This window comes from Chromatiales bacterium 21-64-14 (assembly GCA_002255365.1).
Lineage (GTDB): Bacteria > Pseudomonadota > Gammaproteobacteria > 21-64-14 > 21-64-14 > 21-64-14.
Genome location: NCBI01000026.1, coordinates 19,143 through 41,366, shown reverse-complemented (window position 1 = coordinate 41,366; position 22,224 = coordinate 19,143). Strand labels below are relative to the sequence as shown.

17 protein-coding genes and 1 pseudogene are annotated in these 22,224 nt (G+C 65.5%); 9 read left to right on the top strand and 9 right to left on the bottom strand.

The window, feature by feature from the left end; genetic code table 11:
- The 6 genes from B7Z66_11735 to B7Z66_11710 form a co-directional block, all read left to right on the top strand.
- Window positions 1-247 (top strand): hypothetical protein (locus B7Z66_11735; GenBank protein OYV75759.1); only part of this gene is annotated, 247 nt, incomplete at its 5' end.
- Between the two features lie 542 nt (window positions 248-789).
- Entirely contained in the window at window positions 790-1,185 is a 396-nt protein-coding gene (locus B7Z66_11730; protein ID OYV75758.1) for a transcriptional regulator, read from the top strand.
- Between the two features lie 131 nt (window positions 1,186-1,316).
- Window positions 1,317-2,780 (top strand): hypothetical protein, encoded by a 1,464-nt coding sequence (locus B7Z66_11725; protein OYV75757.1) that lies wholly within the window; start codon window positions 1,317-1,319, stop codon window positions 2,778-2,780.
- Window positions 2,777-3,760, top strand: coding sequence for a hypothetical protein (locus B7Z66_11720; protein ID OYV75756.1), 984 nt, complete (start codon window positions 2,777-2,779; stop codon window positions 3,758-3,760). Before B7Z66_11725 ends, B7Z66_11720 begins: the two co-directional genes overlap by 4 nt.
- Window positions 3,760-6,858, top strand: coding sequence for a hypothetical protein (locus B7Z66_11715; GenBank protein ID OYV75755.1), 3,099 nt, complete (start codon window positions 3,760-3,762; stop codon window positions 6,856-6,858). The genes B7Z66_11720 and B7Z66_11715 overlap by 1 nt, the downstream gene beginning before the upstream one ends.
- A gap of 136 nt (window positions 6,859-6,994) precedes the next feature.
- Window positions 6,995-7,609 carry an integrase gene (locus B7Z66_11710; GenBank protein ID OYV75754.1) on the top strand — a complete coding sequence of 205 codons (615 nt, stop codon included), beginning with the start codon at window positions 6,995-6,997 and terminating at the stop codon, window positions 7,607-7,609.
- A 306-nt stretch (window positions 7,610-7,915) separates the two neighbouring features.
- Here B7Z66_11710 and B7Z66_11705 read toward each other — a convergent pair.
- The 9 genes and pseudogenes from B7Z66_11705 to B7Z66_11665 form a co-directional block, all read right to left on the bottom strand.
- Window positions 7,916-8,674 (bottom strand): annotated as a pseudogene (locus B7Z66_11705) (hypothetical protein).
- Between the two features lie 412 nt (window positions 8,675-9,086).
- Window positions 9,087-9,482: a hypothetical protein gene (locus B7Z66_11700; protein ID OYV75753.1), complete on the bottom strand. Its 396-nt coding sequence runs from the start codon at window positions 9,480-9,482 to the stop codon at window positions 9,087-9,089.
- A gap of 63 nt (window positions 9,483-9,545) precedes the next feature.
- A complete protein-coding gene (locus B7Z66_11695) occupies window positions 9,546-9,833 on the bottom strand; it encodes a hypothetical protein (protein OYV75752.1) in 288 nt (95 codons plus the stop codon).
- Between the two features lie 128 nt (window positions 9,834-9,961).
- Complete coding sequence (locus tag B7Z66_11690; protein OYV75751.1) at window positions 9,962-11,341, bottom strand: hypothetical protein; 1,380 nt, start codon at window positions 11,339-11,341, stop codon at window positions 9,962-9,964.
- Between the two features lie 118 nt (window positions 11,342-11,459).
- Window positions 11,460-11,843 (bottom strand): hypothetical protein, encoded by a 384-nt coding sequence (locus B7Z66_11685; GenBank protein ID OYV75750.1) that lies wholly within the window; start codon window positions 11,841-11,843, stop codon window positions 11,460-11,462.
- A 155-nt stretch (window positions 11,844-11,998) separates the two neighbouring features.
- Entirely contained in the window at window positions 11,999-12,766 is a 768-nt protein-coding gene (locus tag B7Z66_11680) for a hypothetical protein (GenBank protein ID OYV75749.1), read from the bottom strand.
- A 19-nt stretch (window positions 12,767-12,785) separates the two neighbouring features.
- Entirely contained in the window at window positions 12,786-13,778 is a 993-nt protein-coding gene (locus tag B7Z66_11675) for a sulfurtransferase (protein OYV75748.1), read from the bottom strand.
- The gene (locus B7Z66_11670; protein OYV75747.1) at window positions 13,775-14,623 is read right to left on the bottom strand and encodes a fatty acid hydroxylase; all 849 of its coding nucleotides are present in this window, start codon (window positions 14,621-14,623) and stop codon (window positions 13,775-13,777) included. The genes B7Z66_11675 and B7Z66_11670 overlap by 4 nt, the downstream gene beginning before the upstream one ends.
- A 901-nt stretch (window positions 14,624-15,524) precedes the next feature.
- A complete protein-coding gene (locus tag B7Z66_11665; protein ID OYV75746.1) occupies window positions 15,525-16,181 on the bottom strand; it encodes an ArsR family transcriptional regulator in 657 nt (218 codons plus the stop codon).
- A gap of 624 nt (window positions 16,182-16,805) precedes the next feature.
- Between B7Z66_11665 and B7Z66_11660 the strand changes: the two genes are divergently transcribed.
- The 3 genes from B7Z66_11660 (at window position 16,806) to B7Z66_11650 (ending at window position 22,146) form a co-directional block, all read left to right on the top strand.
- Window positions 16,806-17,369 (top strand): hypothetical protein, encoded by a 564-nt coding sequence (locus B7Z66_11660; GenBank protein OYV75745.1) that lies wholly within the window; start codon window positions 16,806-16,808, stop codon window positions 17,367-17,369.
- Between the two features lie 257 nt (window positions 17,370-17,626).
- Window positions 17,627-18,979, top strand: a complete 1,353-nt coding sequence (locus B7Z66_11655) for a hypothetical protein (protein OYV75744.1) — start codon at window positions 17,627-17,629, stop codon at window positions 18,977-18,979.
- 89 nt (window positions 18,980-19,068) lie between these two features.
- Window positions 19,069-22,146, top strand: a complete 3,078-nt coding sequence (locus B7Z66_11650) for a hypothetical protein (protein OYV75743.1) — start codon at window positions 19,069-19,071, stop codon at window positions 22,144-22,146.
- Window positions 22,147-22,224: the final 78 nt, after the last annotated feature.

The window sequence follows — 22,224 nt, the reverse complement described above, 5'->3', positions numbered from 1 at the left end:
CCAGGCCGCGCAACAGGAGGCGATCGAACAGGCCGAAAGGGGAGGGCGGTTGCGCGCGCGCAATAGCGCACTTGAGGCGCGCCTAGCGGCTCTCACGGAAACCGAGCGTGCGCAGGTCCTGGCCGGCTTCGAGGCGGGTTTGCCGGTGATGTTGCGCGCCGGCTACCAAAAAGGCGGACTCAGTCGACCCACGGTGCGCCACGCGTTCTATGATTATCTCGCCGGCCGGTGGGGATCCGGGTGTTGAAGACGGTGCCGTCCCCTAGAACCGCGCAGGCGACGCTTGGCCATCACCCAGCCGAGCGCCTCCTCACCCACGCAAAGCGGCCTACCGCAACGGCGTGGGGTCTTGGTAAGGCATAACCGTAGAGTAGACCGCGACGATGATCGCCGCGGTGGGTATATCCCGTGATTTTTGTGCGTGGCCACCCTCGCCGTGAAGGTCGGCACCTCGGTGCCAAAGCGGTCATCGACCAGGTACCGAGTCAGCGGCAGCACCCGACCACAATCCGGACAGTCGCTTTATCGGCACCCTGCTGCCGACCACCTGGCAGCCCGCCGCCTGACCGCCAATACCATCACCTTCAGGACATAGCGCTTGATTGTGTCCTCGATCACCCGAATCAGGGTGCGTACTTCACCCACGTTACCCCGTGCATGTTGCAGGTGATTTCGTGTTCTGCCGCATGTTTGAGCGGCGCCGCCCACATACCATAGCCGGGGCAGGCGAGGCGTTGACTGCCATCACGACAGATATTACACTACATTGTGTAGTAAAGTGATCTAAAAATGACTAAACATTCCAAGACGCCATCCGCTGGCCTACCGGCGTGCTGTCCGCCCAAACGCTCATTGGCGACACGCAAACTGGTTTCGCCCGAGCATGCTGTTGAATTGACGTCTCTGTTCAAAGTGCTTGGGAACGAGACACGGATTCGGCTCTTGCACGCGCTCGTGCGGGCCGGGGAACTGTGCGTATCCGAGTTGGCAAAGACCATCGGCCTGAAACCACAAGCGGTCTCCAACCAACTCCAGCGCTTGGCGGATCGCGGCGTGGTGGCAACCCGTAGGGAAGGCACGACGATTCACTACCGGATTGTGGATCCTTGCGTTGCCGAACTGTTCGATCGCGCGCTATGCCTGCTTGAAGACGCCAAGAGCGGCATTCATGCCCGCCGCGCTTGAAGCGATGCGCGCTTCTCCGCCCTTCAGCTCACCGCAAAGGCGACGCTGAACATGTGTTCGGTCAGGCAATACTCCCGCCATGATGCTGTCAGTAACCTCGACCGTGCTTGCGACACTCGGCACGCCGAAGCATGACTGACCCTCCTTTTGTCGTCGGGACCCAGCCGTTCAAAACGGCACTGGGTTTCACCCGACCGGCGGCCCTGATCGCACTCGCAGCTCTGACAACGCTCGCCGGCTGCGTGAGCTATCGTCCGCAGCCCGTGGATTTGACAAAGCAGGCCCAGCGATTGGAGATGCGCCGCCTGGATGATCCCGGGCTGACGCGTTATGTGGCACAACTGGGGCGCTTGCCTTGGCCCCCTCCGCACTGGAACCGTGCCGACTTGCTGGTGGCGGCGCTGTACTACAATCCGAGCCTGGCCGAAGCGCGCGCCAAACTTCTCGCCGCGCACGCCGGCGAGATCACCGCGCACGAGTATCCGAACCCGACGCTGGGACTCACACTCGAATACGCCAAGGATGCGGTCACCACTCCATGGCTCTATGGCGTGGCAATCCAAGCCCTGTTGCCGCGATTCGACCTGCGTCGTGCGCGGCAGATACAGGCCGGTTTCTTCGAAGCGGCCGCTGGCTGGGACTTGGCCGACGCGGTGTGGAAAGTCCGTAGCCGTTTGCGTAACGCCTTGCTGAGGCTGCGCTACGCCGATGCTGCCGGTGCCGTGCTTGCGCGACAGTATGAAGACGCTCGATCCATGTCACGACTACTCGCGGCGCAGGTGAACGTGGGGGAGGCCTCTGCTCCGCAGGTACAAATGGCGCAGGCCCAAGCCCTGAGGATCCGGCAAAAGCTCGACGCCATGCGTGCGCAAGCGACGGCCGCACACCATGCGCTCGCCGCCGTCATCGGCATTCCCGCGCAAGCCTTGCCGGCGCTGGATGCGGTCTGGCCAGAATGGCAGCACCCCATACCCGTTTCTTCCGAGCTGCTGGACAGGCTCAGCCGACACGCTTTGTTGACTCGTGCCGATCTGGCGACCGCCATGGCGAACTACGGCGCCGCTGAGCAGGCCCTGCGCATCGAGGTGGACAAGCAGTACCCCGGCGTCACCGTTGGGCCTGGCTACAACACTCTGGAAGGCGGCGTACGCCTGCCGTTCTCGATCCACTTCGCATTGCCGATCTTCAACCAGAACCAAGGTCCCATCGCCCAAGCCCAGGCGCGCGTCGCCAAGGCAGGGGCACAGCTGGAGGCCGTGCAAGCACACATTCTCGCCCATATCACTGCCGCCCGCGCGGCAGCGCGTCAGGCCGCCCTCGTCGCTGAGCGCGCCCGTGAACGGCAGTTGCCGCTGGCGCAGCAACAACTGCGCACGGCACAGCAAGATTTCAATCTGGGCAATCTCGATCATGTCGCCCTGCTGACCGCCCGCCTGAACGCAGCGGCGGTCGAGCTATCCAGTCTGCAATCCAACTTCAACTGGCAGATGGCGCGTGGCGCCTTAGAAGACGCCTTGCATCGGCCGCTGGGTGGCAGCGAAGTCGCGTTGGGCAGCCTCCTCACCCAGCCTCTCACTCTGGGAGAGTCACGATGAAAAGGGTATCCAACGCAGTCGCTTTCCTGTTGTTGTTCGTGACCGGTGCCGTTCGCGCCGACCCGGCAGATCTTCGATCGAATTCATCACCGCAAGTCACCTTGACCCGATCCGAGCAGGCGCTTGTAAGCCTGCGCGTGCAACCGGCGCGCGCTCTGCGGGTTCCGCCGCAAATCGAGGCGTTCGGGCAAGTGCTGAATCCCGCACCTCTGGTGGTGCTCGATGCCGCGATTGAGACTGCGGCGGCCACGGCCGATGTCTCGTCCGCCGAAGCGATGCGTCTGCAACAACTCTACACCGCCGGCCGCAATACCTCGCTGAAAACGCTTCAGGCGGCGCAGGTGCAGGCACTTGCCGACCGCCTCAAGCGAAACAGCCTGCGCCAGCGACTGCGCCTGGATTGGGGCGCGGTCGTGGCGACGTTGACGACCGCGCAGCGCAATCAATTGATCCAGCAGCTCGTCGCGGGTCGCGCGGTGCTGGTACGCGCGGATGTTCCGGGTGGGACTGCCGACGCTGCGCCGATTGCGGCGACCCTGCGCGCTCTCAATGGCGGCGGGCCCATCGTTGCGCGCGTACTCGGCCCCGCGCCGACCGTGGACCCTGCGCTGCAAGCCCCCGCCTGGCTGCTACAAGTGGGGATGCCCGGCGCGGAAGTCCTCCGGCCGGGACAGGCGCTCCGCATCGCGCTGCGATTACGGGGCGCAGCGCAACCCGCCGTTTTGATCCCGGAGACTGCCATCGTGCGGATACGGGGTATCCCCTATGCCTATGTTCAGGAAGGATCGGATCGGTTCCAGCGCCGCGCACTCACGCTGCGGACGTGGCAAGGCGATGGCTGGGCCGCGGGTGGCCAAGTCGGACCGGGCGATAAACTGGTGATCGCAGGGGCCAGCGCCTTGTGGCGGGCTGAGCAGGCCCCCGGGCTCGCTGCGAAATCGAAGTCCGAGCCTCAAGATTCCGACGGGGACGATGACTAATGCTCGCCGCCATCGTTCGCCGCAGCCTGGCGCATCCGGGTGTCGTGGTCGCTTTGGCGGTGTTGCTGCTGGTCTGGGGCGGGTTGACGCTCAGCCATGCCGACTACGACCTGTTCCCGGAGTTCGTGCCGCCGCAACTGACGATAGAAACCGAGGCACCGGGGCTGGCGCCACGACAGGTCGAGGCGCTGGTGACGCGACCGCTGGAAGCGGCCGTTTCCGGAGTGCTGGGCGTGCGCGCGGTACGTTCTGAATCGGTACAGGGGCTGTCCAAAATCCAGCTCGTTTTCGGCAGCAGCGCCAACCCTTACCGCCAGCGGCAATTGGTTTCTGAGAAGCTCGCGGGAATCCCTGGGCAACTGCCGGCGGGCGTTGGCACGCCAACGATGTTGCCCCTGACTTCCTCGACGATGGTGATCGAGAGTATCGGATTCACCAGCGTGTCCCTGTCGCCACGTGCGCTGCAGGATTTTGTGCGCTGGACCGTGCTGCCACGCCTGCTTTCAGTACCGGGCATCGCCGACATCAACCTCTGGGGTGGAGAGACGCGTCAACTGCAGGTGCGGGTGCGGCCATCGCGACTGGCCATGCTGCATCTGAGTCTGCAGGACGTGGTGGCCGCGACCCAAGCGGCCACCGGCATGCGTAGTGCGGGATTAGTCGACACACCGATCCAGCGCTTCACACTGGAGAGCGACGGACAGGCGCTGACGCCGCAGCAGCTCGGCGATGCCGTGGTGCGCACTCACGCTGGCACACCGCCGCTGCTACTGAGCCACGTCGCGCGAATCCGCTTCGGCAATGCCCCCCGCTTCGGTGATGCGCTGGTGATGGGCCAACCGGGCGTCGTCATCACGATCAACGGCCAGTATGGCGCCGACACCTTGACCACCACGCGCGGCGTCAACGCCGCACTCACCGAATTGACCGCGCTCGCGCGCGAGCGCGGTGTCACCCTCTATCCCCAGCTGTACGAACCGGCCCGCTATATAGAATCCGCATTGCATTCACTCGCAAAGTCGCTGCTTTTTGGCATATTTCTGGTCGCCATCGTGCTGATGGTCTTCCTGCGTGAATGGCGCGCAGCGCTGATCTCGTTCATTTCCATTCCACTCTCGTTGCTGGCAGCGGTCATTGCGCTTCGTTATGTCGGGCAAAGCCTCAATACGATGACGCTCGGCGGTCTGGCTGTGGCCGTGGGCGTGGTGGTGGACGACGCCGTGATCGATGTCGAGAACGTACTCCGACGCTTACGTGAACATAGCCCCTCGGTTGCCCAACGGGTAGTGACGGTGTTTCGTGCCAGTCTGGAAGTGCGTACGCCCATCCTGTTCGCGACGCTGGCGGTGTTGATGGTATTTATGCCCATCTTGCACCTGCACGGCCTGCAAGGCAGTTTCTTCGCCCCTCTTGCACTGGCCGTCGTCTTTGCCGTTCTGGCTTCGCTGGCGGTGGCGCTGACGGTGACCCCCGCGCTCTGTCTACTCTTATTGACGGGTGGCGCGCACAAGCCGGAGTCCCACTTTCTGTTCTGGCTCAAAGACCACCAGACCCGCATTCTTCGGCGCTTGTCGCGGCATCCGCGCACGCTGCTGGCCAGCGCCCTGCTTGCCGGCATCGGCGCCTGCCTGGCACTGCCGCTGCTCCGAGGAGAACTGCTGCCGACATTCCGCGAGGGCGATTTCGTCGCGACCATGACTGCGCCGCCTGGAACTTCCATCAATGTGATGCAGAAACTGTCTGCGCGGCTAAGCCAACAGATGCTGGCCATTCCCGGTGTCGCCCGTGACTATGTGACGATCGGTCGTGCCGCGGGCGGCGTGGATACCTATCCCCCCAACAAGGCAGAGTTCAACGTCGAATTGACGCCTGCCGGCACCCAGGATTCTGCAGACATTCAACATCAGTTGAATGCGCTTCTCGGCGCACAACCCGGGTTGCAGTACCAGGTCACGACCTTTCTAGGCGACCGTATCAACGACTCGCTGACGGGCGAAGCCGCGCCGGTTGTGATCAGCGTGTTCGGGCAACACCTGCATGCGATTGACCAGGCGGTCCGCGCGGTGGCGGATGCACTCCGCAACGTGCCAGGTGCCGCCCAGGTCCGCGTCAAGGCGCCGCCCTCTCAGCCGCAGTTGAACATTCGTCTGCGCCGCGAGCGTCTGGCAGGCTATGGATTGCGCGTCGACGAGGTGTTGAACGCGATTGAAACCGCATTCCAAGGCACGACCGTGGCACATGTCTATGCCGGCACCCGGCTCATACCCGTCACGGTAACCGTAGACCCCGCATTGAAGCGCGACCCGCAGAGGGTGGGAACGCTATTGTTGCGTGGCGCGTCGGGATCGCTGGTCCCCCTGGACAAGGTCGCCGATGTCGATCTTGGCGAAGGGCGATCTGAAATCCTGCACGAAGGCGGCATCCGTCGACAGGTAATTACCTGTAATCCGACTCCTGCCGACCTGACCACCTTCATCGCCCGAGCCAAGGCCGTCATTGCAAACAACGTCAAACTTCCGCCCGGCGTGTATCTCCACTTCGGCGGCACCGCTGAGGCGCAGGCGGCGGCCCATCGCGATATTGCCATCAACGCCGCCGTCGCGCTTGCCGGCATCGTCATCCTGTTGTTCCTGGCATTCGGCGATGCCCGACGGGTCCTGCTGGTGCTGTTGTGCATCCCCTTTGCACTGGTCGGTGGCGTGGTAGCGCTGATTCTGACCGGCGGCATCACCTCGATCGGTGCATGGGTGGGTTTTGTCGCCCTGTTCGGCATCGCTGCGCGCAATGCCATCCTGCTGTTGGCTCATTATGGGCAGCTGGTGGTAGATGAAGGACAGCCGTGGAATCTGGAAACGGCCCTGCGTGGGGCCCGCGAGCGATTCACGCCCGTGCTGATGACAGCGCTGTTAACCACACTCGCTCTGTTGCCAGTGGCCTTGCATAGTGGCCAGGCAGGCCAAGAGATAGAGGGCCCGATGGCGGTCGTACTGCTGGGCGGCTTGGTGTCTTCGACAATTCTCAGTTTGCTCCTGCTTCCGGGTATGGCGTTGCGCTGGTTGCGATTCGAGTCGGTCTCCAGATCGGAGGTCACCTCATGACGAAAACGCGACCGGTGTCTCGACGCGGCCACCGTCCGGTCCTAGCCGGTTGTACGTAACCAGCATCGGAACCGAAAGTCGCCATTCGTCTTGCAAGAGGACAATAGGACTCCAATCAATAACTAAGGAGTCTTTTATGGAAATCACTCTACACCGGGAGCCCTGGAACAAAGGCAAGCTGGTTGGCCAGAAGTCGCCACTCAAACCAAAGGATATTTGGGTCATCCGAATCCATCTGCAAAATGCCCATCAGGTGCGGCATCTTGTCATGTTCAATCTCGCGATTGACAGCAAATTACGCGGCTGCGATCTCGTCCATCTGCGGGTGCGCGACATCACGCACGGTAACCAGATTTTGGCCCGGGCGATGGTCGTGCAGCGCAAGACGCAACGGCCCGTTCAGTTCGAACTGACCGAGCCGACCCGGACTTCGGTTGCTGCGTGGATCGAAAGGGGGCATCTAAAGTCTGAGCAGTACCTGTTCCCCAGCTGTCTCCCGAAATCGCCGCATGTTTCGACTCGGCAGTATGCCAGGATCGTGCATCAGTGGGTTGCCACAGCCGGACTCGACGCGACGTTCTACGGTACGCATACGATGCAGAGAACGAAAGCGACGTTGATCTATAAGCGAACCAAAAACCTCCGATCCGTTCAACTTCTGCTCGGGCATACCAAGCTGGAGAGTACCGTCCGATACCTGGGCATTGAGGTCGATGACGCCTTGGAGATCTCGGAGCAGACTGAGATTTAGCGCAGGGAGTTCCGGCCGCATGCTGATCGAGCTGCCAGACTGCGTGCGGCCGCTTTCTGGAATGATGGTGTATGTGTGCTATCGGCGAAGAGCGGATGTCCGCCCAGAGATGCTTTCACTGCCGGTTGTGTGGGTCTGGGCGTATCCCTTGGACGCCATCCGGTTCCCGCAAGGAATACATAATCATCACCCGAATGATAATGTGGGTCTACGAGGATTAGTGTGGGTGCCAACCTGGGATTTCATGGTAGTTCAGCCCTATAATTTCGGCTCTTCCGACATTCGTGTGGGTGAGCGCCTGAACGGTCACGGTGCGCAGCCCGCGGGATAGAGAGCGAGGCCCCCGCAGTGAAAGAGGATGGCGATGCGGTACTGGGCAAAGCTTCGGTAGCCCCGGGCGTTGGCTTTGATGAGCTGGATTCTGCCGTTCGTGCCCTCGGCGCCTGCGTTGGTGATGCGGTGCTTGGTGTAGGCGAGGAGCCCAGGCAAATGGCGTTTGAGCGTCTTGGCGGCCGCGATGATTGCAGACAGGCGCGAATGGGTCGCCCAGAAGTACCAGCGGTCGAAGAACTTCTTCGCAGAGGCGGCATAGTGGTAGTTCCAGAACTCGGCAAAGGCCTCCTTGATTGCCCAGGCGCGCCCCACCTTGAGGGTGTCGAGCTTGAGCGAGTCAAAGTGTGTGCGCTGGCGCTCGGTGAAGTTCTTGGGGTTCTTGATCCACAGGTACTTCGCCTTGGTGAGTGTTTCATCGCCCGCACCGCGGAGTTCGCGATGTTCTTTGCGGCGCACGCGGTCGACGGCCTTGTTCAATTCCTTGGCGCAGTGGAACTTGTCATGCACGACCACGGCCTGGGGCGCGGCCGAGCGGGTGGATTGCAGGTAGTTCTCCCACATGTCCATCGCGCAGGCCCTGATGGCTTCCCGCTGCGCCTCGGGGAGCGTGGACCACAGCGTATCGGCGGCCTCGCGGGGGCGCTCAGGCACGACATCAAGGACCCTCTTCCCCTCAAGGTCGTGCAGCACCGAGATGTAGTCGTGGCCGCGCCCGAAGCTCTTCTCATCGACCCGACGTAGGTCAGGCCCCCCAAGGAGCGGCGCTTCAGGCCGCGGGAGACGGCGCGCTCCATGATCCGATCCACCTGATCCCAGGACAGGGCGGTCAACCACTGCGCCTGGACCTTGCTGCGGGCGGCTATCATAGCCCGGTACCGCCGCATTGCAGTGTGGACAGCGAAGCGGGACATCCGCTCGTCACTGCACGGTGACGGCAATCTCCCCCAGCGGGCGGGCGGTCGAGGCTTGCGTGACGCTCACTGCCGTCACCTCCCATGGCGGGGTGAGGCCCAAAAGCGTTTGGTAGAGTTCCGTATCGCGCATAGTTCCGCGATACTCCCCCGGGGCCAGGGTCTAGGCAAGATCTCCTCTGCCCACACGGAACCCTGAAGAGCCCACTTTTATAACGTATTCCGTGGCGCAATCAGCCGCTCTTTGGGGGTTCAGCGACATCGGCCGATAGCGGATCTAGGTATCCGAGTAGGTGCAGCAGCGCGTCGATCTCGGGAGCAACGGGCGCGTCGTCGGTTACATAGACCGGATAGTCGGCTTGGAGCCGATAGGCGCACGGCGCGGTCTCGGCGGGCACGTTGGGATCCACGACGCGAATGACGACCGCTCCACACCGGCGAAGCTGGTCGGCATCCGCCGGGCTGTCAACGCCGTAGACGACGAGGGCAGCGCAGCTGATGTGGCCGACGCACTCGAATCGTCCGCTCCGCACCGCAAGCACGGAGCGGATTTCAACCCCGTGGTGGGCAAAGCGGGCAAGCACGTCCGCAAGTTTGGGATGCCGTGTTCTGAGAACTGCGATGAGCATATCAGGTACGCCATCAATGTTTCCGTGCGGCGGGTGCCTCGATGGAGAAATGCAGGGATTGTGTTACGCGGGAGCGTATAAATCGCAATACCCCATTGGGCTGATCCGACCCTGTACCAATTCGCAGGTCCCGCCCTTCATCATCCCCGGACCCATTCGGCCCATCATCCCACCCATCATCCCACCCATCATCCCATGGCCGGCGACACCGCCCGGCGGGATGAAGTATCGACACATTCCACACATTTTCCCGTTATTGGGACGGTCCTGGTAGTGGACCGACGCCTTGGTCGCTTTCTTTCGCGTATCAGCAACAGCCATGGATTGCCACGTAAGCGGCCATAGAGCCATCGTTGTCGTTATCAAAACACGTTTGAGCCATCTCCGGCGCGAAATTGACTTCGGTTGGTTCATGAGGATTGCTCCTGATTACGGGGATATTTCGAGACGTCCGACTTTCAAAAAGTCTTCTGATAATTTCATCCTTTGGAAAATTTACTACCATGCCCCCTGTGCGTCGCTGCGTCGTGACCGTGGATCAGAATCCGTTTACGAAACACGGTGGAGGAAGGCGCGACATCCATCGGCAATCTGTCCTTGCGGCGATGTGCCGCCGGAAGCAAATGATAGCGAACCACGGCCTCTACAGCGACAGCGTCGGGATATGCTTGCAAATCCGCCTTAATCGCAAAATGTTGCGGAACCATCGGCCGCAGGCGCGTATCCCAAAACTGGATCACAAACGGGCGCCACATAATGAACCGCGTCAACCGGTAATGTTCGTGCTCCAGCGTACGCCCGCCCGATCCGAGCAGACGAAGATCAACGCTGATAAACCGATCGGGAACCCCTGTTGGAACATAGTGTTCGGCGCCGGTATTGGTAATCGTCAAGACATAGGCCACGCTGCCGTGAAGCGGCTTTTCAGCACGGAAACGGATGCTCAACGATTGACGAACCATCTGAGGGTCGTGTCCACCGCGCCAGAGGTGGTGTCGCCCCCACCGGGGAGGATAACCCGTCATCAGTGGTCGTTGTACCCGCGGCATGTGGCATTCGACACAGTTCGCGGTGGCGACTTCGGGTGGTACCGGCTGCCCCAGATACCCATCCACCGAGCCGTCCGCGGACGGATAGCCGGCTTTCGGTACCCAGGCCCGCGCACCGGTTCGCGGTATTGGCGGAGGGATCTTCAGTAGTAAGTGCCCGCTGATTTTGGATTCGAGAACTTCCTTTTGGGTCAACTGGATTTCAGGCACCGTGCCGCATGGCGGCATCGCAAGGAATACGCCCCAGCTTTTATCGGGTGCCACATGGCAGCGGACGCAGGCCTCATTATCGTTTTCCCACTGTGCTGTGGGGTGCGGAGCATCGCGCATGGCATTCTGCGAGAACGGGCCGTAGATGACACCATGGCGGACATGACAGGCGGCACAGGTTACCCCCTGGCGCCGCAATTCAGGACTGAACTCTGGATTTGGGGCGAGAATCGGATCGAATTTGTTACCGTCATGGAAACCCAACACCCTGAATTTCTGCTGGCGATCGAGGGGAGTGTGGCAGTTCAGGCAGATCTGCTCGTTACCTTCGAGGCGGCGGTCCGTGCGGAAGTAGGGATCTGTCCAGGAGCGACTGTGCATAGTGGTAATCCATTCCCGGTAGATCGCACGGTGGCAGGTGCCGCAAGTAGCCGCGCTCAGGTTGGGCAGTGGGGGTGGGATTTTTCTGGTTACGAGGGGATACTCGAAATCCTTAGCGACGGTAAAAACGTGCAGCGGCCGCAACATCCGCCAGGCGAAGAACAGCACCACGGCCAATCCCAGCAAGCTTATGGTTATGATCTTTATATTCGCCCGCATACCCGTATCTCGGTCATCTCACTCGAGTGGCGGGCCTCCTGCAGGAGGCTTGCCTACCGGCACACCGCAGCTTTAGAAACTGGAAACTGACACTTGACCTGCCCCCGCGCCTTGGGTCTCATATCGGAGTCCGGGCTGTTGATGTACAAATACGACGCAGTCGCCAGTCCGAGAAAGCGGCGATACACAACAAGACGAAACCCGCAAGTTCGGTCAGGCGGGCATAGTGCACGTACATGGCATAAGCGAGGGTGAGTGCTCCGAGCCCACCGACCAGAATTGGCCATGGTCGTCGGTGTCGCGCCAGACCGAGGCCGAGACCGCCGACTGCGAGGATCGAAAAGGTGACGATCGCCCCGGCCCATAGCGCGTTATTCACGGCGATGGTGATGCCGAGGGCGCCGAGAAGGGTAATGACCACCAGGGTTCCGTAGCAGGCGACCAATGAAAGTGCCGTAGCGGCGCCGGCAAGCCAACCGAACCTTGAATGCTTGATCGACACGAGCTTTCTCCGGCTTCACCTGGAATCCGACAATACCCGGCCCTCGGCACCCGCGGAACAGCTGACCCGGTTACGCCACAACTTTATCACACGCGACGGTTCTGGCGCGGCGGCGCGGATCCCCAGTGGTGGAGAGGCATGCGCGCCATATCGGTTTACCCCGCCACCATCGCCTGCGGCCTGGTCAGGAACCGCGCGAGCCGCTGCCCGGTCCGGTACACGTGCAGTTCGCCCGGTTCGAACGCCTCCCAGTCCGGGTCCTCGGTGAACGGCGCCGAGGCTATCCACACGGTATGCGCGGGGTGCGGTTCCCGCCGGTAGAGCCGATCGTGACCATAGGCGATCAGATAGGCGCCATCCGACATGAGGAAGTTGAACTGTCCGTAGGCGGCGATTGCGGCACTGCGCAGCGCGAGCGTCTCGAACCAGGGTTCCCCCTTTCCGCCTGCTCCCGACCTGAGCGGGTGCTCGGGCGTCGATACGCCGTGGATCTCCTCGAGCAGGTAGCAGAAGGCGTGCTCGGAGTCGGTCTGGCCTGCGGGTTGCGAGTGCTGCGGATGGCAGCAGCCGCGCGCAGCGAGCAGTTCGGGTACCTTCCCGTTGTGCGCGAACACCCAGCGCCGCCCGCAGCAGGCACGCACGAATGGGTGCGTGTTCTGCGGCGTATGCGGGCTCGGCGGATTGGCCTTGCGCACATGGGCGATCACCAGCGGCGAGCGGATATCCTGCGCCAGCGCGTGGAATTCGGCGCTCCGCGCGGCCGCCTCTGGGGCCTTGCGCAGCACCAGGTGCGTACTCTCCCACCAAGCCAGACCCCAGCCGTCCGGATTGTCGGCCGTCTCCCCGCCGCGGCGCGCGAACTCGGCCAGGAACGCCGCGGCAGGGACTGCCCGGTCGGCGCTGATGCCCAGTAGTTCGCACATACCGCCCACCCCCGTCCGGTTAATTCGACCCGGCGCGCGCCGTACCGCGTACCACGTCTAAATCGGCGTCGGCCCAGGCTGTCATTCCGCCGTCGACCACGTGCACATCCGCAAAGCCCTGGCCCGCGAGCAGCTGCGCGGCCTTAGCCGAGCGCTTGTCAGTGCGGCAGACCACCGCGATCGTTGTTTCCACGAACTCGCCCAGTTCCGCAATCCGTTGCGGCAGCTCTTCGAGCGGCAGGTTGCGCGCGCCCGGGATATGCCCCGCCTCGCCGGAATAGTCTGCGCCCGTGCGCACATCCAGCACCAGAACTTCGTCGCCGGCGGCCAGACGGCGCCAGAGCTCTTCCACCGGGAGCATCGGGCGCTTGCGCAGGCGCCCGATGAGGCGTGGCAGGAACGCCACGAGTGCCAGCAGGCTCAGCGCGAGCAGGCCCTTGCGGATCATGCCCGCTCCCCCGGTGACCGCCTCGCGCCCGGCGTAGCCCAGATAAGTGTAGGCCAGCGCGCCCGGCAGCATGAACAGATACGAGGCCAGCACGTAGGTCGTCAGCCGGATCCGCGTGAGGCCGAGCGCATAGTTCAGCAGGTTGAAGGGGAACAGCGGCACCAGGCGCACGAACGCCACGAAGCGCCAGCCCTCGGCCGCCACGCCGCGCTGGAGCCGCTGTAGGCGAGCGCCGGCCTTACGCTCGACCCAAGCGGCGCCGAGGGAGCGTGCTACCAGGAACGCTAGGGTCGCGCCGAGCGTGGCGCCGGCGAGGTTGTACAAGGTGCCCAGGACCGGCCCGAACAGCGCGCCGCCCGCCAGCGTCAGCACCGACCCGGGCAGGAACAGCACCGTACCCAGGGCGTAGACCGCCATGAACAGCACCGGCGCACCGACTCCGGCGGCGCGGATCCAGGCCTCCAGCGCCGTGGCGTCGAACCGCCCGCGATAGGCAATGGCGGCGGCAATCCCCGCGGCCAGGGCAATCCACGCCAGCGCGTGCAGGAGCCGGTCCGCCTTCACTTCGCACCCCCCCAGCGCCGATTGATGGCGTAGTCGGTGACCCGCCCGAGGAACGGGATCACCAGCATCCCGTCGAGCCAGGCGCAGCGGCGTGCATCACGGAAGGTGCGGATGCCGATCTGCATGCCCAGGTGTCCGGCGCGCGGCTGATCGCGGTAGGTGCCGAACAGCCGGTCCCACCATGGCAGGTTGAAGCCGAAGTTGCTGTTGGTTTCGTCGTCCTCGACCGAGTGGTGCACACGGTGCATGTCGGGGGTCACTACGATCCAGCGCAGCACGCGGTCCAGCGCCCGCGGTAGGCGCACGTTGCCGTGGTTGAACATCGCGGTGGCGTTGAGCAGCACCTCGAAGGCCACCACGCCCGCGACCGGCGGTCCGAGCACCAGGATCACCGCGAACTTGATCAGCATCGAGAGCAGGATCTCGATCGGATGGAAGCGCGCCCCGGTGGTGACGTCGATGTCGAGATCGGCGTGATGCACGCGGTGCAGCCGCCACAGCGCCGGCACCGCGTGAAACATCACGTGCTGCAGGTAGATCGCAAAGTCCAGGGCGATCACCGAGATCACCAGCGCGGCCCAGGGCGGCAGCGCCGCGGCGTGCAGTAGCCCCAGTCCGCGGGACTCGGCGAACAGCGCGACGCCCACCGCCGCGGCCGGGAAGATCAACCGCAGCAGGGCGCTGTTGAGGAACACCAGGGCGAGGTTGTTGGTCCAGCGCACCGGTTTGGAGGCGCTGAGCGCGCGCCGCGGGGCGAGCATCTCCCACGCCGCCATCAGGCCGAATACGCCGAAGAAGAAGCCCAGTCGGATCGGCACCTCGTGGGCGAGGATGAAGTGGTTCATGCGCAGACTCCTGAAGGGTAGCAGAGGGATTGATCTGCCCCTCCTAATCACTCATATATTAAATTACTCAATTGAGTATAATATTTCAGGAAGTCCCCGCTATGTCAACTGCCCCCCTCAAACACCGCCTGTTCTTGGAGCTGGCTGGCCCGGGTCGCCAAGGCCCTGTCCCACGGCAATCGGCTGGAACTGTTGGAATTTCTCGCTCCGAGCCCGCTCGGGGGAACGACGACGGAGCAACGGATCGATCGGGGGACCCGGCCGCGTCCGTTCAGGCCGCGCCCGGCTCGGTGGCGCGGCTCGAGACGTCGAACCCGTGCAGCCCGGCCGGGTCGAGCGCCAGCGCGAGGCGCGCGCAGGTCGCAACCGGCGAGTCGGCGGACAGACGCGCCGCCATCCGCTGCCGGTAGATCGCCGCCCGCCGACGTTCCGGGGTCCCGCGGATCGCCCGCCACCACCAGTGGTTCGAACAGTCCCACCTGGTTCCGGGCGAGCCGCGCGGTACCGACGCGCAGTACCGGTTCCGCCCCAGGCGCGGTGCACGTATCTGCTTCGGCCCGCAGGGGTCGAGGATCTTGCCGTCGCGCAGGTGGCAAACCGCGCTGGTGACGTCCTCGTGCTGGGGCTGCGCCGGTCGAGCGGTGTATGGCAATTGCGGCAGATCTGTTCGCGGGCCGCGTAGCGCCAGTCGGCTCGAAAATAGGGATCGGTCCAGGCATGGGCATGCACGGTGGTACGCCACCCGCGATAGTTGGCCTGAAGGCAGGTGCCGCACTGCCGGGCGCTCGGGATCGAGCGTTTGAAGTGTTTGCCGTTCACGAAGATGTGCAGCGACCGCAGCATGCGCCACGCGAGGAACCCGGCCAGCAGCACGAGCGCGGCCCAGTCGCCACTTGTGGGTTTACTCCACCGGCAGACCTGCGGCGCGCCACTCGGGGAAACCGTCCTGCAGGCGGCGGGCGCGCAGGCCGTGCGCACGCAGGCGGGCGACGGCCTCGTAGGCCAGTACGCAGTGCGGTCCGCGGCAGTAGGCGACGATCTCCTGATCCGGATCGAGGCTGGCGAGAAGCCTCTCGAGCTCCTCGAGAGGGACGTTGCGCGCCCCCGCGAGGTGGCCGGCTGCGTACTCCTCGGGCGGGCGCACGTCGAGGACGGTGACCAACCCCTGGCGCGCCCGCTCCAGCAGTTCCTCGCGCAGGATCGGTTCCAGGCGGTCGCGCACGCGCAGGTAGGTCTCCACCAGACGATCCACCTCCGCCACATGGCGCCCGGCGACGGTGCGCAGAACCGTGAGCAGGCCGACCACATCGTCGCCGGTAAGACGGTAGTAGACATACTGGCCGTCACGGCGGGCCTCAACCAGCCCGGCCTGGCGCAGCTGTTGCAAATGCTGGGAGGTGTTGGCCACGGACAGCCCTGAAACAGCGGCAAGAGACTCGACACTGCGCGGGCCCTGGGCCAGAAATTCCAACAGTTCCAGCCGATTGCCGTGGGACAGGGCCTTGGCGACCCGGGCCAGCTCCGAGAACAGGCGGTGTTTGAGGGAAGCGGTTGACATGGGGGCGGTTTCCTGTAATATTAATTTCAATTTAGAAGTTGAATACTAGAACGGTCAGGACGGCGGGTCAATGCCCGCTCCTCCGACCGAAGGAGGCGGAGATGAATATCGCGGATATTCTAATTCATGTGCCTCTAGATTTGTCCGGAGATCAGCGCGCAAGGATGGAAGAGGATCTGAGTACCTACGATGGCGTCGTATCGGTGCACTTTAGCCGGATGATGCCCCATGCAGTCATCGTGGCGTACCGCCCAGAGGCGATCCGCTCGCGGGCCATCCTCGAACGGGTCCGGCAACAGGATCCGGCGGCAACGATGGCCGGATTGTGACCTGGGAGGGACGGTTAGTAACCTCAAAACCACCACGGCGGCACCGCCGCGGGTTGGAAAGGGATTCGGCGATGTCCATGTCTTCGGGCAGTAGGGTCGGGTGGGTGCGTGCCCGGCCACCGGTGGAGGTCTAGCACAGGTGCCGGCGGGGCGGGCTGGTGGTTCGCAATGGCGAGGCTTGAGCCCGCGTTGAGCGGGGCCGCGACCCATGTGAGAGTGGTGCTGGAATCAGTACCAGCGATAAGGTGCCCAAGCTGCTCGCCCCACGCGGTCACCGGTAAGCGCGGCAGCCACGATCGGGCGCGAGGCACGGGTGATCCGTGTGCGGGCGCTCACGGCCGGGGCCGGGTATCGCCAGTACGATTGCTGTGCCCTGGTGGGCCGAACCGAGTATCAGGCCGGTATCGTGATCGCGAACGCCGTGTTCCGCGTCCCCAACCGGACCAACTATCGCATCGTCCCGCGGTTCACCTTCACAGATCCCGAGCTGGCGCACATCGGGATGACCGAGGCGCAGGCGCGGGAATGCGGCATCGAACCCGACGTGCCGCGTTTTCCGTTCCGCGATGTTGATCGCGCGATCACCGAGGGCGAGTGTGCTGGACTGGTGAAGCTCGTCGCCTACCGCGACCGGTTGCTGGGGGCCTCCGTCCTTGGACCGCGCGGCGGCGAACTGCTCCACGAACTGGCCCTAGCGATGACTACCGGCGCGCGTCTCGGTACGATCAGCGTCACCATCCATGCCTATCCGACGCTAGCCCAGGTGCACCGGCGCGCCGTGAACACCTGGCTCGGCAGGCGCTTGTTCAGCCGCGGTACGCGGAGGCTCGTGCGCACGATCCACCACTTGTTGCCTTGAAAGGAAGTTGAAAATGCCGTCCCCGGCCTTTTCAACTCGCGGCGCTGCGGTCCAGATCCGGGTCCTGTATCCCGTCCTTTCCCTGCTTGGACCTGGACTGGTTCCAGATGCCGGATTGATGGTCGGCTTTTCGTCGTGGCGTGAGCTATCGTATGTAGAATCTCGCCTGCTTGGCCGATAAACCGGCTGCCGCGCGCTGCCTCGTCCGAGATTCCGGGTCCCCGGCGGCGCCGAGCACTGTCCGGGAGGTATCGGCCATGCGTTGGTTTCGTTGGAGTCTGTTTCGCAAACTATTGTTGATTACCGGCGGCGGCACGGCGCTGCTGCTGGCGAGCGCCCTGACTGGCCTGTGGTGGATCCATGCGGACCTGGGGCGGTTGGGTGCCGGCGTGCGCCGGGAGGTGGCAGTTGAGGTTGGTACTGTGCACCGGGCCGGCGCGCACGCATTGCGGGCGCGTGATCTGGGCGCCCGCATCGACCGGACGGTCGTACAAGCCGACCGGGACCTGGCGGTGGCGCTGGCGCTGATGGCGGCCTCGGTGGCGGTGGCCTTTGCGTTCTTTCTGGTGCTCTCGCGACGCGGCATCGTGGCTCCGGCACAAGCGTTGGTGGAAGATCTGGAGCGGCTGGCGGCGGGCGACTTCAGTGTAGCGGTGCGCGCGGGCGGGGTTGGCACCCGGCAAGGGGCGGACGAGTTCGGTACGGTGGCGCAGGCGGCCGAGCGGTTGCGCACTGGGCTCGGGGCGCTGATCGGGGAGGTGGCGGCGAATGCGGCGGAGCTGGGCAAGGCGGCAAGTGAGCTGCGCGCCACGGCGGGGCGCGCGTTGGAGGCGATCTCGGGGCAGCGGCTGCAGACCGACCAGGTGGCCACGGCGATGAACGAGATGGCCGCCTCGGTGCAGGAGGTGGCACGCAACACGCACACGACCGCGGAGTCGGCGCGCCAGGGCAAGGAATTGGCGACCTCGGGGGCGATGGTGGCGAGCGAGGCGATGGGGGGAATCGAGGCACTGATGGGTAAGCTGCGTACGGGCGGAGAAGTGATGGGGCGGTTGCAGACGGCGGCCGGAGAAATCGGCGGGGTACTGGAGATCATCGCCGGTCTTGCGGACCAGACCAACCTGCTGGCGCTCAACGCGGCGATCGAGGCGGCGCGGGCGGGCGAGTATGGGCGCGGATTCTCGGTGGTCGCGGAGGAGGTGCGTTCGCTCTCGCAGCAGACGCGCGCCTCGACCGAGCGCATCCGCGAGGCGGTCGATCGCATCCAGGGGGGCGCGTTGGATGCGGTGGCGGCGATGCAGGAGGCGGACACCGCGGCGGGCGTGGGCGAGGGGCAGGTGGAACGCTCGGCCGAGGCGCTGGCGGAGATCAGCGGCGCGGTGGGAACGATCTCGGACTTGGCGGCGCAGATCGCGAGCGCGGCTGAGGAGCAGAGCGCGGTGGCCGCGGAGATCGACCGCAATGTGGTGGCGATCGCCGAGGGCGGGCGCGGCAGCGAGCAGGCAGCGGGCGAAGTGCGCGAGTGGGGCGAGCGGCTGGAGGCGTTAGCCGCAGAGCTGGCCGAGCGCACGGGGCGGTTCCGGTTGGGAGGGGGTGAAGGGCGGGCGTGATCGACACCAACCCCAGCACTAACGGCGGGAGCGATCCCGACCCCAGTACAAAAGTCTCACGCCCCGCGGGAGTACGGCCCCTTGCCGGGGTGCGGTCCCTCGCGGGGCGCGGCCCCTTGCGGGATGTGCGCGTGCTGGTGTATGCGTTGCTCGTGGGGTTTGCGGCCTTTTCCGCTTCGTACTCGTGGTACACCCTGGTACATCAGCGCACGGTGTCCCTCGGTCATCTCGCCGACCTCGCCGCGGCGGGGACGGGCGTGGTAATCGGGGCGCGGCTGCATCAGCTCGGCGAGGCGGTTGCGGGGTTCGGGGTGGCCCCCGGTGCGGCGCCGGCGTATCGAGCGGCGCACCGGGGTTGGGTAGGGCTGGCGGTGCGCGGGCCAAGCGGGCGGCTGCACGGCGTATTCGGGCCGCAGCCCCCGCAAGCGGTACGCGCGGCGCGTTGCGCGGCGGGAGCCGGGTGCGTGGCGGCGCTGGAGCCCGCGGCTGCCTCGGGGAACGGATCGGGGCGGCTGTGGCTCACCCGCACGGTCGGTGCGCTCACGGTCTACGGGGCGCTGCCGTTGACGGCACTCGACCCGCTGTGGTCGCGGCTTCCGGCGCGCACGGCCCACGTTTTTGACCTGCGCGGTCCACGCGGCCAGTCGGTGCGGCTGCGGGGTGCGGATGAACGTCTAGCGGTGCGGGTCTGGCGGGCGGTGGGTGATATCGGGCTTGCGTTCGGCGCCGGGGCCACGGGCGCCTCGCTGCGCACGGAGTGGTGGGCGATCGTCTGGCCGGGCGCGATCTTTTTTGGTTTGGTCGTGCTCGCGACGGAGGGCGCGATGCGCGGCTTCGAGCGCCGCGCATCGCGCGCCGCAGCGGAGGTGGCGGCCGAGCGCGCCCGTACGCTGCGCGCGCGTGATCTGTACGCGGCGCTGAGCGATACCAACCAGCTCATTGTGCGCCACCCGGATCCCGAGGCGTTGTTCGCGGCGACTTGCCGGCTGCTGGTGGAGCGCGCTGGGGTGTGGGCGGCGCGCATCGGCTGGGTGGAGGGCGGTTGCACCGCGGCAAGCGGAGCAGCGAAATCCGCTCGACCGGATCCGGCCCGTCCGGATCCGGTGGTTCGCTGGGTGGCGCGGGCCGGTGGCACGGACGCCGAGGCGACCGCCGAGGCGGCCGCTGGTCCGGCCGAGGCGCTTGCGTGCCAGGCGGTGACTGCGGGCCGTGCGCAGCGCGCCGCCGGGCGGGCCTATTGTGCGTCTTATCGCGTACTCGGCGGGGCGGCGCAGATCGCGCTGCTGATCCGGCGCGGATCGCACACCGTGGCGGTCCTGTGGCTGTGCGCCGATCATGCGCTGCTGGAGGACCGGGAGATGTGGGCGCTGCTCGAGGAGATGGCGCTCGATCTCGGCTTCTCGCTGGAGGAGACGGCACAGCGCCGGCGCCTGGAGCACGCCGTCAATCACGACGAGTTGACCGGGCTCGCGAACCGCCGGTGTTTGGCGCAAGCGTTGCAGACTGCCCATGGTGCCGAGGCCCCCGGCGTGCTGCTGGTGTTCTACGTAGACGAGCTGCGCGAGATCAACGCGGCACTTGGGCACGGGGTCGGCGATGAGGTGCTGCGCGAGGCGGCGGCACGCCTGGAGGCGGTGGCCGGCGCTCTGCCCGGGGCGCTCGCGGCGCGTGGCGACGGCGACCGGTTCTTTCTGATGCTGCCGGGGGTCGCGGCCGGAGAGGGCGAGCGGCGGGCGGGCGAGGCCCAGGAGGCGCTGACAGCGCCGATGAACCTGAGTGGGGGCGAGGCGCTGCACGTGGCGTGCCTGGCGGGGCTGGCGCGCTGGCCCGAGCACTGGAACGGCGCTGCGGGATTGATGATCCGTGCGGAGCTGGCGCTGGAAGCGGCGCGCGCGCGGGGGCCGGGGCCGTGCGTCGGCTTTGAGCCGGTGTTGGAGACGGCGGTGCACGCGGCGCGGCGCGTGCGCCGGGAGTTCGAGCCGGCGCTGGCGCGCGGCGAGCTGGTGCTCTACTACCAGCCGATCCTGAGTCTGGCCACCGGCGCGGTGGAGGGCGTGGAGGCGCTGGTGCGCTGGGTCGCGCCGGACGGCACCGTGCGTGTGCCCTCCGCATTCCTGCCGCAGGTCGAGCGGGACCCACGGCTGTTGCGTGAGTTGGGGCGCTTTGTGCTCCGGGAGGCGCTTGCGCGCATCGCGGCCTGGTCGAACGTGGGCCTGGCGGTGGACGTGTCGGTCAACATCGGTGCGAGCCACCTGGCGGATCCGGCCTTCGATGCCGATCTGGAGGCGACGCTGGCCGGGCGCGAGGCGGATGGCGCCCGGCTGCTGATCGAGATCACCGAGAGTGCCTACCTGGAGGGACGCGCCGCGGCGGTTACCGCGCTGGAAGCGGCGCGCGCGCGCGGTGTGCGCACGGTGCTCGATGACTTCGGCACCGCGTACGCCTCGCTGAGCTACCTCCAGGAACTGCCGGTGGACCGGATCAAGATCGACCGCTCGTTCACGAACCGGCTGCTGCAGGGACGGCGCGAGGAGGCGATCGTCGGCGGCGTGGTCCTGACCGCGCGGCTGCTCGGCCTGGATCTGGTCGCCGAGGGGGTGGAGGTCGACAGCCAGGCCGAGCTGCTGCGCCACCTCGGCTGCCCGAAGCTGCAGGGTTATCGGATCGCGCGTCCGATGCCGGCCGAACAGGCCGAGGCGTGGCTGCATGCCTGGGATCCCGCGCCCTGGGCGCAGGTCGACGGCGGCGCCATGGCCCCGCTGCTCGATCGCGCCGAGGTACTCGCGCTTGCGCTGCAGGATTGGGTCGGGGCGTGCGCGCTGCTGCGCGCGGCGAGTGGCGGACCCGCCGATCCGTCCGGCTGCTGCCCATGGCTGCGCGCAGCGGCGCCGGATTGCTGTGCCGGAACCGACGGTACGCACAGGCGCTCGCCGTTCGGGCATTGGCTGGCCGGCCCAGGACGCGAGCGCTATGGCAGTGACCCCGCTTTCCACGCGCTGGTGGCCGAGCAGGGCGCGCTGTCCACGGCGGTGCGCGCCCTCGTCGTGCGCCTGGACGCGGGCGAGCGCGAGACGTTAGCCGGAACCGCGCGCGCCCTCGTCGAACGCTATGACGAGCTGCTCCGGGGGTTGCGGACCCTGCCGCTGGAGCGGGGAGGTGCGGCGTGAGCGTCACAACGCACGCATCGCCCGACCGGGGGGTCCGGGTGCGCACCGGCGCCTCGCCCGGGTCGCGCGCGGCGGTGA

What these genes read in the sequence shown, in the direction of transcription:
- B7Z66_11730 (OYV75758.1), top strand. Translation starts at nt 790, where the DNA reads ATGACTAAACATTCCAAGACGCCATCCGCTGGCCTACCGGCGTGCTGT.
- B7Z66_11725 (OYV75757.1), top strand. Translation starts at nt 1,317, where the DNA reads ATGACTGACCCTCCTTTTGTCGTCGGGACCCAGCCGTTCAAAACGGCA.
- B7Z66_11720 (OYV75756.1), top strand. Translation starts at nt 2,777, where the DNA reads ATGAAAAGGGTATCCAACGCAGTCGCTTTCCTGTTGTTGTTCGTGACC.
- B7Z66_11715 (OYV75755.1), top strand. Translation starts at nt 3,760, where the DNA reads ATGCTCGCCGCCATCGTTCGCCGCAGCCTGGCGCATCCGGGTGTCGTG.
- B7Z66_11710 (OYV75754.1), top strand. Translation starts at nt 6,995, where the DNA reads ATGGAAATCACTCTACACCGGGAGCCCTGGAACAAAGGCAAGCTGGTT.
- B7Z66_11700 (OYV75753.1), bottom strand. Translation starts at nt 9,482, where the DNA reads ATGCTCATCGCAGTTCTCAGAACACGGCATCCCAAACTTGCGGACGTG.
- B7Z66_11695 (OYV75752.1), bottom strand. Translation starts at nt 9,833, where the DNA reads ATGGCTCTATGGCCGCTTACGTGGCAATCCATGGCTGTTGCTGATACG.
- B7Z66_11690 (OYV75751.1), bottom strand. Translation starts at nt 11,341, where the DNA reads ATGCGGGCGAATATAAAGATCATAACCATAAGCTTGCTGGGATTGGCC.
- B7Z66_11680 (OYV75749.1), bottom strand. Translation starts at nt 12,766, where the DNA reads ATGTGCGAACTACTGGGCATCAGCGCCGACCGGGCAGTCCCTGCCGCG.
- B7Z66_11670 (OYV75747.1), bottom strand. Translation starts at nt 14,623, where the DNA reads ATGAACCACTTCATCCTCGCCCACGAGGTGCCGATCCGACTGGGCTTC.
- B7Z66_11665 (OYV75746.1), bottom strand. Translation starts at nt 16,181, where the DNA reads ATGTCAACCGCTTCCCTCAAACACCGCCTGTTCTCGGAGCTGGCCCGG.
- B7Z66_11655 (OYV75744.1), top strand. Translation starts at nt 17,627, where the DNA reads ATGCGTTGGTTTCGTTGGAGTCTGTTTCGCAAACTATTGTTGATTACC.